Below are 14080 nucleotides of genomic sequence, written 5' to 3'. Positions count from 1 at the left end.
GCGCCTTTGGTCCCTATGGCGCAACGGCTTCGGCGTGGACGACATAGCGCCACGGACCGCGCCGGATCGCGTCGAACGGGAAGCAGGTCACCAGATCGAGCCGCTCCCCTGCATCGACATCCGCTACCGCATATCCATCCCATCGCACCACTTCCGCGCCGGTCACCCGGTAGTGCCGTTCCGTGCCTTCGCGGGTCTGGACGAAAACGAGATCGCCTTTCCTCAAGTCCTTCAGGAAGCGGAAATGCGTGTCGCGGTGGGCGGCTATCACGGCGGTTCCCGAACGTCCCAGCGTGCCGCCGCCGGGCAGGAGCGTCGGCCCGAAAGCCAGGGCCTGGCCCGAACCGCCGTCGAGCACCGTGCGCGAGAGATCAAGCGTCGGCACCACCAAGCGGGCGACCGGCGTCATGTCCGCCCATGGCCAGGGCTTGCGAGGAGCATGATCGATGCGGCTCCGTTCGAAGGCCCGGTCGAGCAGGACTTGCGCCACGGCCGCCTTCGCCGGGATGTAGAGCCCGCGCATGACCTCCACCAGCCCGGCGAGGCACAGGGCCAGCAGCATCAGCATGAGCAGCCCGCGTATCGGCGCGACCCTCCCGATGCGTGCCGGCACCACCACCCGGTTCATGCCGCCCTCCGGCGCAGCAGCGCAAGGCCGGTCAGGCCTGCCAGCATCAGGGCAAGCCCCTTGCCGATCAGGCCCAGGAAGCCGGTGGCCGTCTGCGGCAATTCCAGCGCCTGAGCCTGCATGGCGGCCAGGTCTCCCGATCCGTCCTTCGGCGCGGCCTGGACGGCATCTTGTCCGAACAGAAGGTCGAAATCCCAGCCTGCGGGAAGGTTGATCGGCAATTCCTCGCGGCTCAGGCGCGCTCCGGCCGGGCGAGATGGCGTCTCGTCGACTGCGACGAGACTGGTGCGGCTGGTGACGATGCCGCTCTCCATGCCGATCCGTTCGACTTCGGCATCGGCGCGTGGGTCCTCCAGCTTGCCCAGTGCGCGATCGGCTTCGACATCGGTGATGCGGCGGCGCGCCCAAAGCTTTTCGATGGCGGGGCTGGGCAGGGCGGCGGCAAGATCGACCCGACGCTCCCACGGCCGATCGCCGATCCTGCCGCTGACGGTCAGGGTTCCCGTCAGCTTGTCGGCGCGGCCGACCAGCACCAGCGGCCTACCGGCATAGACGTCCGGTAGGCGCGAGGGAGTGAGGTCCAGCGCGCCGCCCTCGACCCGCACGGAAAGGTCGCGGACGGCGGGATGGCTGAGCACGTCCAGCAAGGGCATCATCTTTGCCGCAACCTCGCCGGGCGCGCCGACATGGGTGTAGACACCGCCACCGATCGTCGACATCCGTTCCATCAGGAAGTCGTTCGGCGCGGAGCCGATGCCGACCATGAAGACATGGCTGCGGCCGCCGTCGGCGCCGATCGCCGCCATCATCTCGCGCTCGTTGGAAATGGCGCCGTCGGTGAGGAACACGATCTGGCGCAGGATATCCGGATCGTTGCCGCCGCCGGTTCCGGCATCTTCCAGCGCTGCCTGGAGAGCGGGAAGCATCTCGGTGCCGCCCTGCGCTTCCAGCGATTGCGCGAAGCGGGTGGCCAGGGCCACCTGATCGGGCGTGGCGGCGACGCTGTGCTCGAACAGGCGGGTCATCGTATCGTCGAAGCGGATGACGTTGAAGTGATCCTGCGGGCGCAGGGTGCCGAGCGCATGGACGAGGCTGGCCTTGGCTTCCTCCATCGAGGCGCCGCCCATCGATCCGCTGTTGTCGATCACGAATACCATCTCGCGCGGCGGGCGGGGCAGGCCGTCTAGATTGGCGGGCGGGGCTATGGAGGCCATGACATAGTCTCCCGAAGCGGTCTTCTGGGCGAACAGGCCGAGCGTGGGGTCTGCCGAAGCGGAGCGCCATTCGAGCACGAAGTCGCGATCCGCAGGCACGGTGGCCTCGGCAAGGCGGACGGTGCGGTTATCGTTCGGACCCGCGACGTCGATCTTGTGATAGCGGCTGATCAGGTTGGCGACGTCGAACCCCGGGGATAGGTGGACGGAGATCGACGTGGGGTTCTGGTTCGGACCCAGAGCGGGATCGAGGACCGGCGCGGCGGTGACAGCCCTGGCGTCGTCCGCCGCAGCGGAGGAGGTCAGCGTATGCGGCGGCGTGTAGCGCGGCCCGACCACCAGCGGCAGGCGTAGCGAGAAGGTGCCGTTCGCCTGGGCGACCGGGGCTTGATACTCGATCGAGATCAGCACCGTCTCGCCGGGGCCGACGTTGGCGACCGAAGTGCTGAACATGTTCGGGCGCTGCTGCTCCACAAGCCCTGCTTTGCGGCCGCTGCTCCGGGCGGCTTCGTAAGCCGCGCGGGCCTTTTCGCGGGGCTGGATGCGGCCGACGATGACCCGCTGCCCCACGACCATTTTCAGCGAATCCACCGCGCCGTCCTGTGGCAGGGGATAGAGATAGCTCGCTTCCATCCAGCGATCCGAGGTGTTGCGAAAGGCCTGCGTAACCCGCACGCGGGCGATCTGGCCGGTAACGGTCACGTCCATGTCGGTGCCCAGGCGCACGGCGGGGAGGCTGTGTGCGACCCCTTGACCGCGCAGCAGCAGCGTGCCGGTGGCCAATTCCTGTTCCGAGGATGATCCCTGAGCGGTTCCCTCGGCCACGGCGGCGGTCGATTGGATGGCGATCGCCACCGGGGCTGCAAGGACGAGCATGGCGGCGGGGATCAGTGCGTGACGAAAGGCGCGGCGGTTTGCGGAAGATTGCGGCATGGCGAAGCTCCATCTGGCTTGGAGCCCTTTCCTTATGCGCCGGGCTTACCGCACAGCCACGAGCAGTTTCGGCCGGTTCCGGCAACGCCTGTGCGGGATTGCGCAAAGCGATGCGGGTATTGACGTGATGTGCGCAATTGTGCGGAAAGGTGCGCAGTATGACTACGACCGCTACCGACCCTGTCGATGCCGCTGCCGATTCGGCCGAACTCGCCCGCCTGGTGCGCGAGGAGATCGCGCGCCGTCGCATATCCCGACAGGCCTTGGCAGACATGGCGCGTATCAGCTTGTCTACGCTGGAAAAGGCTTTGGCGGGCAAGCGTTCCTTCACGCTGGCGACATTGCTGCGGATCGAAGACGCCCTGGGCGTCAGCTTGCGTCCAGGGGCCGAGGGCCAGGCGGCCCCAGCGATGGCCGGACCCATCGTGCCCGACGTGGCGCCCGACACCATGGGCGCCTATGCGCGCTCGGCGGTGACATGGCTGGAAGGCCGCTACCTCACTCTGCGGCCCAGCTTCGGCACGCCGGGCGGGCTGTTCGCCTATCTCACCACCGTTTGCTGGATGCCGGAAAAGGGATGTCTGGGATTTGCGGAATCCGGCCGCTCGGATTCCCGGTTCGAACAGGCGGGGCATGTTTCCATGCCCAATCTCTCAGGCCACATATATCTCGTCACCAACGAGCAGGGACAGTACCGCCTGGCCATTCTTTCACGCCCGACGATCGAAGGGCAGATGTTCGGTATCCTGACCACTTTGGAAGTGGGCAGCGGGTCGCAACTCGTTCCTGCCGCGGCGCCGATCGCCTTGCGCAAGCTGGTCGATGGCGAGAGTGTCGAACTAGGGCTCGTCACTGCCGACATGGGGCATTTCAGCATCTACAGCGAGATGTTGGGCCGTGCGACCGGGGGCGACTTCGCGCGGCTGCACCTGCCGTCATGATCCTGGACTTTTGCCGCTTGGTTGCCGGTCAGCGCCAGAAGCGCTTGGCATCGACGAACGCATCGTAGGCTTCGGCAGCCGATTCCAGAAGACCGGCCTTGCGATCCCCGGCGACGATCCCCGCTGCCTGCGGTGAGCCTTCGAGGCCTAGCTTCGCCAGAAGTTCAGGCGCGCCCACCAGATCGTTGAGGGCACCCAGACCGTCCTGCAACTCCTCAAGCGCGGAGATGAAGCGCTTGCGGCGCCGCCTCTCGCGCTTGTCGGGGAACAGGCCCGCGAAGAAGTCCGTTGCGTAACGCATCTTCTTGGCCGTCTTTCGAACTTCATGGCGGGCATGGTCGTCGAGTTTTTCCATTCTCCGGCCACCCTTCTTCACCTTGCGGCGGAACCGCTCGAGCACCCCGGTGGCGAACTCGCGGGCCGGCGTTTCGCGGATGTCCTGCGTTTCCGCATTCGAAAGCCACGCACCTACGGCGATCCACTCGGCAAGGTTGAGCATCAGCCTGCGCGCATGGAGCGAATCCAGCGCCGCGATCGCGCCGTCATAAGCGTCGTCCCGCGCCGAGAGGATACGGTCGAGCAGGGGGCCGGATTCCACTTGCCCGGCAAGTACGTCGAGATCCCGCGCCTTGCCCAATTCGGTGGCCAACCAGCGCAGTTCGTCGTTGAACCGGCGGCGCGCTTTCTCGTCGAAGAGGGGCTTGAACAAGGTCAGTGCGGAACGCAGGCGGCGGATGGCGACGCGCAACTGGTGCAGCGCCGCTTCATCGCGATGGTCCAGAACCAGCGGTTCGTTGAGCCGGAAATGGCGCAGGCACGCCGTTGCAACCGTCTGGAAGGCGCTTGCGGCGGTCTGGTCCTTGCCCAGTTTCACGCGTTCGGCCTTGAAGGCGGAGGGTGCGGGGCCGAGCAGGCGATAGCCGCGTTCCGCCTTGCTCGATACGCCGATGCGCACCGGCACGATTTCGTCTATCCGCCGCGCCAGTGCGAAGAGCGCGGCGGCATGGCCGCGCTTCAGTTCCAGCTCGACTTCGCAAATCGGCATTTCGCGTTCTGCGGCCAGAATGCGGCCCCGGTCCAGCGCGATCTCGATGCCGTCCTGAAGCCAGAGGTGCCTCTCGTTCTCGACGGTGAACATCGGCGCGATCGCTGCCGTTTTCTTGCCCAGCAGGGCGGGAATGGGCGTGGCATGATCGATGACCGGTTCGTCGGTGGTGACGGAGCGCTCCCATTCCGGTCGGATGAACATCCCGGCAGCGGAACCGTCCGCCTTGACGGTCTGCACCCGCTTCTCGCCTTCGCGCCGAATGCGAAGCGAAAGGCCTTCGCTGGCCAGGTCATGATCCGGCGTGTCGAAGTAGATGGCGTGTTGCGGCACCACGATGGGATCGCCTTTGAGCAGTCCGGATTTTTCAAGACGATCTGCACTGTCCGTCGCGAGTTCCAGCTTCAGTTCGGCTTCCTCGTTCGGGACGGCCGTCATGACGTGATCTCCATTCTGTTCGACAAGACGGGTAGGCGTTGCCGATCCGTGGTCTCAATAAGATAAATGCACCAGAACCCCGAACGTTCGCCTTGCCGGTTCGGGATTACCGGAATGCTACAAAGGCCGGCCTTTTCGGGCCATCGAAGCGCGCTCCTTCACCTCATTCGTGCGCGAACGATTCCGGTCGATTGAGTTCCACGAAAAAATTCATCGGGGCCATTGAAATCAGATAGCTACCTTGTGCACATAACGCTCCTGCGAATCATTAGCAGTAGGACGGAACCTCAATGATCTTCTCCCCACGGCGCTCCTTGCTTTGCGCGCTGAAACAGACGTCTGCCCTCGGTGCCGTCGCGATGTTCTGTGCCGCGATCCAGGCCCATGCCGCGCAGGATACCACTGCCGGACCCGAAGATGCCGGCAAGCTCGGCTCGGTGCGTGTCGAGGACACGGCTATCGGCGATCAGCGGGAGGGCGTCGATCGCAATGCGGCCGGAAAGCCCGCCGTGCTCACCACCAGCACGACGGCGGACACCCTGCGGGAGCGCATGGTCGACAATATCGCCGAATATGCGCGTCGCGTGGATGCCGGGGTAAACTTCAGCAGCAGCAACCAGAGCATCAACATTCGCGGCCTCGACGCCAACCGCGTGCTGACGACCGTGGACGGCATCCGCCTGCCGTGGATGAACGATGGCGCACGCGGCGTGCAGGGCGGTGTGGCTGCCTTCGATTTCAACTCGCTCAGTGCTATCGACGTAGTGAAGAGCAGCGATTCCAGTTATTTCGGCCAGGGTGCGCTAGGCGGCGTGTTCGCGGTGCGAACGCTCGATCCCGAGGATCTGCTGACCGGGGGCAAGAAGCAGGGCGCGCTCGGAAAGGTCACTTACGATAGCACCAGCGACAGCGTCTACCTCAACCAGGCGGCGGCGTTTCGCACGGGAGATACGCTCGTCCTGATCCAGGGCGGTTACCAGAACGGCCATGAGGTGGAGAACCAGGGGACGGTCTACGGCACGGGTACGAGCCGAACCGCGCGAAATCCCGCCTCCTACGATCAGGGCAACCTGCTGCTGAAGGTCCACCAATACCTCGGCGGAGGACACCGGATCGGCCTTACTGGCGAGAAATTCAAGCGCAGCTATGACGAAGACACGCTGACCAGCGTCAACGCTACCTACCGGACTTACTCCACGCTGGAGCAGAACAAGCGCAAGCGTATTGCCGGCACTTACGACTATCAGGCGGAAGACGACGGGTTCGTGCAGGAGGCCCATCTCGTCGGCTACTGGCAGCGGCTGAACCTGCGCACTTACACGCAGGCCATGCGCATTACGCGGCCCGCCGGGCAGTTCGATCGCGACAGCGACCTTCAGAACGAATCCTGGGGCGCGAACGGCTCCATCATAGGGCGAGCCGCCACAGGAGCGGTGGAGCACGAGATCAGCCTTGGCGGAGAGTTCTTCGCCACCAAGACCCAGCAATACGCCGCCGGCGTGGATAATTGCACGCCGGCGATCGCATCCTGCTCGTTCCTGCATGTGAACCAGTCCGACATGCCCGACGTGAAGAGCCTGGACCTGGGCCTGTTCATACAGGACCGGATGAGCTTCGGCGCCTTGCACCTGACGCCGGGTCTGCGCTTCGACTGGTATCGCCGTCGCCCGCAGGATACGCCGGGCTACACGGCCAATCCGACTGACGAAGGGTTGCACAGGCGGTCGAGCGATTCCCAGTTTTCGCCGAAAATCCTGGCAGAGTACGATATCGTTCCCGGCCTGACCGCCTATGGCCAATATGCGCAGGCCTTCCGCGCGCCTTCGGCCACCGAACTCTATCTCACCTATGGCGGGCCCGGTACCTATCTCAATATCGGCAATCCCGACCTCAAGCCGGAGACGAGCAAGGGTTACGAGGTCGGACTGAAGTTCGGTGACGCCAAGCGCGGCGCCAAGGTGAGCTTCTACGACAACTACTACCGCAACTTCATCGACAACGTCAGTACGACAGCCGCCGAAGCGGGCGTCACTGGCTCCTATCCCTTCGGCATAACCACCTACGCCAACCGCAACCGCGTTCGTATCTATGGCGTCGAAGCCAGCGCGCAGTGGGCGCTGACCGATAACTGGCGCGTCTGGGGATCGATCGCCTACGCCAACGGCAAGGACACCGAGCAGGATATCCACCTCAACTCGATCCCGCCCCTGCGCGGCATCGCCGGTTTCGGCTACAGCCAGTCCCGCTTCGGCGCCGACCTGTCCGCCACGGTTGCCGCGAAGCGAAACAAGGTCGAAAATCCCGCTTCCTCGACCAACAAGACGCCGGGTTACGGGATCGTCGATTTCACGGCCTGGGTGAAGCCCGGCCTGTTCGAAGGCCTGCGTCTTCAGGGCGGCGTATACAACATCCTCGACAAGACCTATTACAACGCGCTGGACATTTCGGACAGCGCCACGGCCTCGCAGAGCTACTACAGCCAGCCGGGGCGGACCTACAAGGCGTCGATGATACTGGCGTTCTGATCTGCGGGAGCATTTTGACCTGCGGCTTTTTGGGGGGCGTGTGAGGCGGGGCAGGCCTCACACAGTCCCCCCGCGAACAATGGAAGAAGGATAATCCATGGATACGGCACTTCAGAACCATGCTGAAACCGCCCACTCCGAAACGAGCCGCGCCAAGCGCCTCAAGGCTGCCACCACGGAGACGCACGATCGGCTGGACAAGCGGATCATGGCCGGGCAACCGTTCGCTTCCGTTGCGAACTACGGCCGCTTTCTGGCCGTGCAGCACCAGTTCCACCGCGATATCGACGCGCTTTACGATAATGCGGCGTTGTCGGCGCTCCTGCCCGATCTCGCCGATCGTCGCCGCTTCGGGCAGATCGGACAGGACATGAAGGATCTTGCGCTGGACCTGCCGCAGCCGGACGAAGATCCCCGGTTCGTGGCGGATGCAGTGGATGACGCAGTTGATCTGGCGACGGCGCTGGGATGGCTCTATGTCGCTGAGGGCTCGAATCTGGGTGCGGCGTTTCTGTTCAAGATCGCGAAGGCGCTCGGTCTCGACGAAAACCACGGCGCCCGCCATCTCGCCGGGCATCCCGACGGCCGCGCGCAGCACTGGCGCTCGTTCACGGGTGCGCTCGACGGCGTCACGCTGGACGCGGCCGAGGAAGCGCGGGTGGTCGATGGCGCCAATGCCGCCTTCAGGCGCGTTCATGCGCTGGTCGAGCAGCAATACGGCTGAGCGGCTTCAGGGTTGCATCAGCAGCCGGCTGACGCTCTTCGAAATGAACGGAAGGCTGGCGGTACGCAGGGCGGCGTGCCGTGCGAGGTGCGCTGCCGGGTGCTCGGCGGTATAAAGACCGACGATGGCGTTGGTCGCGGTGTAGATCGGCCGGCTGGCGAGGCGATGCGCTGCTTCGTACCGGCGGAGCAGCGACGACGCGCCGATGTCTCGGTCCCTTGCCGCCGCCTCGCGGATGAGACCGGCCAGAGTGCAGGCGCTGGTCAGTCCCAGATTGAAGCCATGTGCCGTCACCGGGTGCATACCTACCGCCGCATCGCCGATCAGCGCCGCGCGAGATGCCGCGAAATGGCGCGCATAAGTCGTTGCCAGCGGATAGACATGGGGCTGCCCGATCACATTCATCCGGCCCAGGCGTCCTTGATAGCGACGGGTCAGCTCCGCCCCCAGCGCCTCGTGATCGAGGGCAGCGAGCCGGTCTATCTCGGCTAACGACAGCGTGAGGACGGCAGAGGATTGGCGGTCGTTCAGCGGCAGCATGGCGATCGTCTGGCCATGGTCGAACCATTCGGTGGCGATGCCGTCATGATCGCGATCATGCGCTACCCGGCAGACCAGCATCGCCCGGCCGAGCCGGTTCACTTCGGCGCCGATGCCCAGTTGCTGACGGACGAACGAGAAGCGAGAGTCTGCACCGACCACGAGCCGTGCCTGCAGCGCTTCGCCGTCATCCAGGCGGACGACCGCCCGGTGCGGGCCGCGCTCGATGGAATGGACGGCGCGGCCGCCGAGGATATCGACCCCGGCAAGGCCGTCCACCACTTCGAACAGGGCCTGGCGGATGAGGTGGTTCGAGACCAGATGGCCCAGCCGCTCCGCATGGCCCGCCCCGAAGGAAAGCGCGAAGGCGGATTTTCCATTCAGGACACGCGCTTCCCGCAAGGGCGCGATGCCTTGCGCGTCGATGCGATGCCAGGCGCCAAGTTCGCGCAATTCGCGAACAGAGCGCTGCGTCAACGCGATTTCCCGCCCGTCCGGCAAGGGGCGGGCGAGAGCGTCCAACGGCTGCCGTTCCACCACGGCTACGCGCAGGTCCGTGCCCGCCAGGGCGGCGGCGAAGGCAAGGCCTGCCGGGCCTGCTCCCACCACTACAACGTCATGCGTCATCGTCGCTCTTTCCATCTTGCTGCCGGGCCGATCATGCACGCCTGCTCTCATCGGCGACATGATTCAGGTCAATCCAGGGTCAGGCAGCCTCGCGCCGGGGGGCCGACGGCTTGCCTGCGGCATGGCCGGAAATCTCCGCGCCGGCATCGGGGGCGAAGCGCAAGTTCCAGAAGGTGGCGGTCAATGAAATCGCGGTAACCACCCAGAAGGCCACCGAGAAGTCCATGAGGGCAGGCGCCTCGCGTCCATTTGCCGTCATGGCGAGATGGAGGCCGAGGGCACCCACGCAGATGCCCAGGGACAGCATCAGCTGCTGGAAGGTGGAGTAGAACGCGGTCGCGCGGCTCATCTGCTTCTTGTCGATGCCGTCGTAGGCGATGGTGTTGTAGGCGGTGAACTGGAACGACATGAAGAAGCCGGAGAGCCCCAGTACGCAGAACATCGCCCAGACCGGCCAGCCGGGACCGAACAGGCCGCAGACGGCATATCCGAAAGTGGCGATGACGCCGTTCCACACCAGGGCCTTCCGGAATCCGAACCGGCGCAGCACGCGCGGCGCGAAGCTCTTCATGGCGAGCGATCCGATCGCAGTGGCCACGGTTATGGTCCCGCTGCGGGCCGCCGAGAAACCGAAGCCCACCTGCATCATCAACGGCAGGAGGAATGGCTGCGCCCCCTGGGTAATGCGGGTGATCGACCCGGCGATGACCGAAAGCCGGAAGGTGTCGTCATGCAAAAGGGATAGATCGAGAATGGCGTTATCGCGCTTGCGGGCGTGAAGCACGTAGAGCGTTCCCGTGACCAGCCCCACGCCGATCAGAACCGCGGCGAGGGCGCCTTCGTTGGGGCGGCTGACCATCTCGAAGCCGAACAACAGGCAACCCAGCGACAGGCCGCTCAGCACGAAGCCGGGCGTGTCGAACCGGGCGGGCTCGTCCTCGCGGATGTTGGCGATGAAACGCCCCACCAGATAGAAGCCCAGCACGCCCATCGGCAGGTTGATGTAAAAGATCCAGCGCCAGTCGAGATAAGTGACGATGAGGCCGCCCAATGGCGGGCCGATGATCGGGCCGATGAGGGCCGGCACCAGCAGCCAGGACATGGCGTTGACCATGTCCTGCTTGGCCACCGATCGCAGCAGCACCAATCGGCCGACCGGGATCATCATCGCTCCCCCCACGCCCTGGACGAAGCGGGAAACGACCATCATCTCCAGCGTTCGCGACTGACCGCAGGCAAGACTTCCCAGCACGAAAAGGAGAATTGCCGCCCTGAACACCGTGCGCGAACCGTAACGGTCGGCAATCGTGCCGGAGGCCGGAATGAACACGGCCAGCGCCAGGAGATAAGAGGTCAAGGCGACGCTCATTTCCTGTGGGCGGACGCCGAAATCGCGCGCCATGGTCGGCAATGCGGTGGCGAGCACCGTGGAATCCACGAACTCCATGAAGAGGGCCGAGGCGATGATCAACGCCACCAGCCGATAATTCGCTCCCGAAGCCTCCGGGCCTTCGTCGCGCGTTTTCGCGAGTGCGCCGGCGGCGGGCACGATGCCGTCGCGAACTTCCGCATTGACCGAGGCAACGCCGCGACGGCGCGGCCTCAGCATGGGGCCTGCGAGCTTCGAGGGGGGAGTGACATGGGCAACTTTCGAACTAGCGGACTGAAAAATCCTCTCCGCCGAACTGGCCGTCCATCTGTCACGCGGGCGTGCCGATGAGGGTCATATAGGCCGCCGGCCGGAAAATGTAACCCGCTCTTCCGCGCCGGGTATGGTTTCACGGAATGAGCGAGCGTTATTCTATAAATTACGTCATAACATGATGTTAGTCATCGATCTTCCCAAACGGCAGGAGCTTTCGTGAAAGCCGAGCGGCTGTCTTTCCGTCATTTGCGCGCAAAGCCGGCAATATTGTCAGCGCGGCGCGTTTCATCTGCGCGTCGAGAGGCGTCGGAGCAGGAGCGGTGGCGGCGGTTTCGGCTAGTCGTCGGGCCTGTGCGACCTGGCCCTGGTCCTTGCGGATGCGCATCATCGCTGCCAGCCCGGCATAGAACGCCCGGTTTCCGCCCAGCGCGACGGCCTTGGTCAGCGCGGCTTCGCCGGCGTCGGCCCTAGCGCCGATCACGGTGCGCGCCACCAAGCCGCCCAATTGGTCGATCGCATCGAGATGCCAACCGGCGAGGACCATCTGCGCCTCGGCATCGCGCGGATTTTGGGAGGCAAGACGCTGGAACACCCCTAGCGAGGCCTTTGCATCGGTGCGGTTGCGTGTGAGCTTTCCGCGATAACCCATTGCAATACCACGCTGAAGCGTAGCCTCTCGATCGCCGGGTTGGGCGGTCAGTATCCGGTCGGATTCGGCTATCGCCTGGTTTATGAGCGACAGCGCCTTTTTCTTGTCCGAGGTCTGGAAAGCAGCGGTGGTCAGGAGTTCGCGGGGCGTATCGGCCAAGGCGACAGGGGCAGCGGCAACGACGACCATTGCGCTCGCGGCAAACATCATGGAACGGAACACATGCTCTCCTGACAGGGCCTTCGGGACGGCAGCATGGCCGATGGCGCCGGGCAAGACCAGTGGAGATATGTTTCCCGTTCTCAGCCTAGGGTGAGTGGGGATTCAGCCCAGGCGGGCCTGCGAACGGCGGCCTTTCGCGCTTCCGGTGCTCACGTACATGAAGTACGCTGCGCTCCGGTTCGCAAAAGCCCACCATTCTCGGCTCCACCTGAACTGAACCCCCACACACCCTAGGGCAAGGCGCTGGACGGTTGCGTTTCTATGAGCTTGACCCCGTTGCGCTCACAGGCGCCGCGCAATGCGGGATCGTCGATCCGGTCGCAGACGAGGAAGTCGATCGCTTCCATCCCGCAGACCCTGACAGGGGCCGAGCGCCCGACTTTGGAGGAATCGGCAACGAGGATCACCTTGCGCGCGTTGCGGATGATCGTTTGCGAAACTTCGACTTCGTCTATGGCGAAATCCAGCAGGCTGCCATCGCTGTCCAACGCGGAAATGCCGATCAGGGCATAGTCCACGCGGAAGTTCTCGATGAAGCGCATCGCAAGGGCGCCGACGACCGCTCGGTCACCTGTCCGCACTTTCCCGCCGACGCTGACAAGCTCCAGCGCCGGGTGGTTCGAAAGGGTGTCGATGACGTTCAGGTTGTTGGAGATCACCATCAGATTGCGGTGATGCGCGAAGTTTGCGGCTACGGCTTCCGTCGTCGTGCCGATGTTGACGAAGAGCGAGGCGCCGTCCGGGATCAGCGCGGCGGCGGCGGCGCCGATCCGGGCCTTGGCGGCCGAAGCAACATCGCGGCGCTCGTCGTAGGCCAGGTTGTCCACCCCCGAAGTGACGAGCGCGCCGCCATGCACACGCGAGAGCAGCGACTGCCCGGCAAGCACGTTCAGATCCTTGCGGATCGTTTGCGGCGTAACGCCGAGCCGCTCGGCAAGGTCATCCACGCTGACGCTGCCGGCACCGCGTGCGATCTCCAATATATGGGCGCGGCGCCGGGCCACGATATCGCCGTTGGTCTCTGCCGTTGCGTCGATCATATTCGCGTCCCGTCCCCGTAGTGCCGTCGGTTGGGCCTTTTGGCCCGCGATGCCGTGCTTATCAATTGCGAGAAAGCCAGGCATCGATGGCCTCGGCCGTATCGGGTGGGACGTGAAGTCCCAGCTTGCTGCGCCGGAACAGGATATCCTCCCCAGTGCGGGCCCATTCCGCGTCCACGAGATACTCGATCTCGCGGGCATGGAGGCCGCCGCCGAAGTCTCGACCGAGGTCTGCCGTGGTGTGCGCTTCGCCCAGGATGTCGATGGCGCGAGTACCATAGGCGCGGGAGAGACGGCGCAGGAGTTCGGCCGGCATCTGCGGATAACCGGCGACCAGTTCCACGACGAACCTTTCGAAGTCGCCATCCGCAATGTCGCCGCCCGGCAGCACCGCGCCTGCCGTCCAGGGCATGGTCACTTGCGGAAACAGCTGTGCGATGTGTTCCATGGCGTGCTCCGCCAGCTTGCGAAAGGTGGTGATCTTGCCTCCGAATATCGACAGCATCGGCGCCTGCCGATCGTCGCCCTGTTCGAAATCGAGCACGTAGTCGCGCGTAACCGCCGAAGCGTTGGCCGCATGATCGTCATAGAGCGGACGAATGCCGGCATAGCTCCAGACGATGTCGGCCGGGCTCACCTGACGCTCGAAGTAGCGATTGGCGGTCTCGCACAAGTAGTCGATCTCGCCGGTACTGATCGTGGCTTTGCCCGGCGCCTCGTTCCAGGGCTCGTCGGTGGTGCCGATCAGGGTGAATTCGCGCTCGTAGGGGATGGCGAAGACGATCCGGCGATCTGGGTTCTGCAACATGAAGGCGTGATCGCCGGGATAGAGCCGCGGGACGACGATGTGGCTGCCTTTGACGAGCCGCACGCCGCGGTCGTCCCTGGCGCGTCCGATCTGGCGCAGCA

The 14080-nt window shown here is 64.7% G+C and carries 11 protein-coding genes; 3 read left to right on the top strand and 8 right to left on the bottom strand.

The features are described 5' to 3' along the window. Positions 1–13 precede the first annotated feature (13 nt). Positions 14–628, bottom strand: coding sequence for a class GN sortase (locus tag RT424_RS12545; protein WP_313438490.1), 615 nt, complete (start codon positions 626–628; stop codon positions 14–16). Continuing rightward, a complete protein-coding gene (locus RT424_RS12540) occupies positions 625–2775 on the bottom strand; it encodes a marine proteobacterial sortase target protein (RefSeq protein WP_313438488.1) in 2151 nt (716 codons plus the stop codon). The genes RT424_RS12545 and RT424_RS12540 overlap by 4 nt, the downstream gene beginning before the upstream one ends. Positions 2776–2933: 158 nt before the next feature. Here RT424_RS12540 and RT424_RS12535 point away from each other — a divergent pair, with 158 nt between their 5' ends. After that, positions 2934–3716, top strand: a complete 783-nt coding sequence (locus RT424_RS12535) for a helix-turn-helix transcriptional regulator (protein ID WP_313438485.1) — start codon at positions 2934–2936, stop codon at positions 3714–3716. Between the two features lie 28 nt (positions 3717–3744). Here RT424_RS12535 and RT424_RS12530 read toward each other — a convergent pair whose 3' ends face one another. Further along, the gene (locus RT424_RS12530; protein WP_313438482.1) at positions 3745–5199 is read right to left on the bottom strand and encodes a CHAD domain-containing protein; all 1455 of its coding nucleotides are present in this window, start codon (positions 5197–5199) and stop codon (positions 3745–3747) included. 290 nt (positions 5200–5489) lie between these two features. On the opposite strand from RT424_RS12530, the gene RT424_RS12525 reads away from it, so the two are divergent. Together RT424_RS12525 and RT424_RS12520 are read left to right on the top strand one after the other, a co-directional pair. Continuing rightward, positions 5490–7724 (top strand): TonB-dependent hemoglobin/transferrin/lactoferrin family receptor, encoded by a 2235-nt coding sequence (locus RT424_RS12525; RefSeq protein ID WP_313438479.1) that lies wholly within the window; start codon positions 5490–5492, stop codon positions 7722–7724. A gap of 97 nt (positions 7725–7821) precedes the next feature. Continuing rightward, positions 7822–8448 carry a biliverdin-producing heme oxygenase gene (locus RT424_RS12520; protein ID WP_313438476.1) on the top strand — a complete coding sequence of 209 codons (627 nt, stop codon included), beginning with the start codon at positions 7822–7824 and terminating at the stop codon, positions 8446–8448. Between the two features lie 6 nt (positions 8449–8454). Here RT424_RS12520 and ubiM read toward each other — a convergent pair whose 3' ends face one another. The 5 genes from ubiM to glpD all read right to left on the bottom strand — a co-directional run. Next, positions 8455–9615, bottom strand: coding sequence for a 5-demethoxyubiquinol-8 5-hydroxylase UbiM (gene ubiM / locus RT424_RS12515; protein ID WP_313438473.1), 1161 nt, complete (start codon positions 9613–9615; stop codon positions 8455–8457). A gap of 79 nt (positions 9616–9694) precedes the next feature. Next, the gene (locus tag RT424_RS12510) at positions 9695–11224 is read right to left on the bottom strand and encodes an MDR family MFS transporter (protein ID WP_313438470.1); all 1530 of its coding nucleotides are present in this window, start codon (positions 11222–11224) and stop codon (positions 9695–9697) included. 217 nt (positions 11225–11441) lie between these two features. Continuing rightward, positions 11442–12119, bottom strand: coding sequence for a hypothetical protein (locus RT424_RS12505; protein WP_313438529.1), 678 nt, complete (start codon positions 12117–12119; stop codon positions 11442–11444). Between the two features lie 242 nt (positions 12120–12361). Beyond that, positions 12362–13171, bottom strand: coding sequence for a DeoR/GlpR family DNA-binding transcription regulator (locus RT424_RS12500; RefSeq protein ID WP_313438467.1), 810 nt, complete (start codon positions 13169–13171; stop codon positions 12362–12364). Between the two features lie 61 nt (positions 13172–13232). Continuing rightward, the coding region (gene glpD, locus RT424_RS12495) for a glycerol-3-phosphate dehydrogenase (protein ID WP_313438464.1) at positions 13233–14080 on the bottom strand (848 nt) is incomplete at its 5' end.

Origin of the sequence: Novosphingobium sp. (assembly GCF_032093395.1) — a bacterium.
GTDB lineage: Bacteria > Pseudomonadota > Alphaproteobacteria > Sphingomonadales > Sphingomonadaceae > Novosphingobium.
The sequence above is the reverse complement of the archived record's forward strand: the minus strand, read 5'-3'. Positions and strand labels throughout refer to the sequence as shown.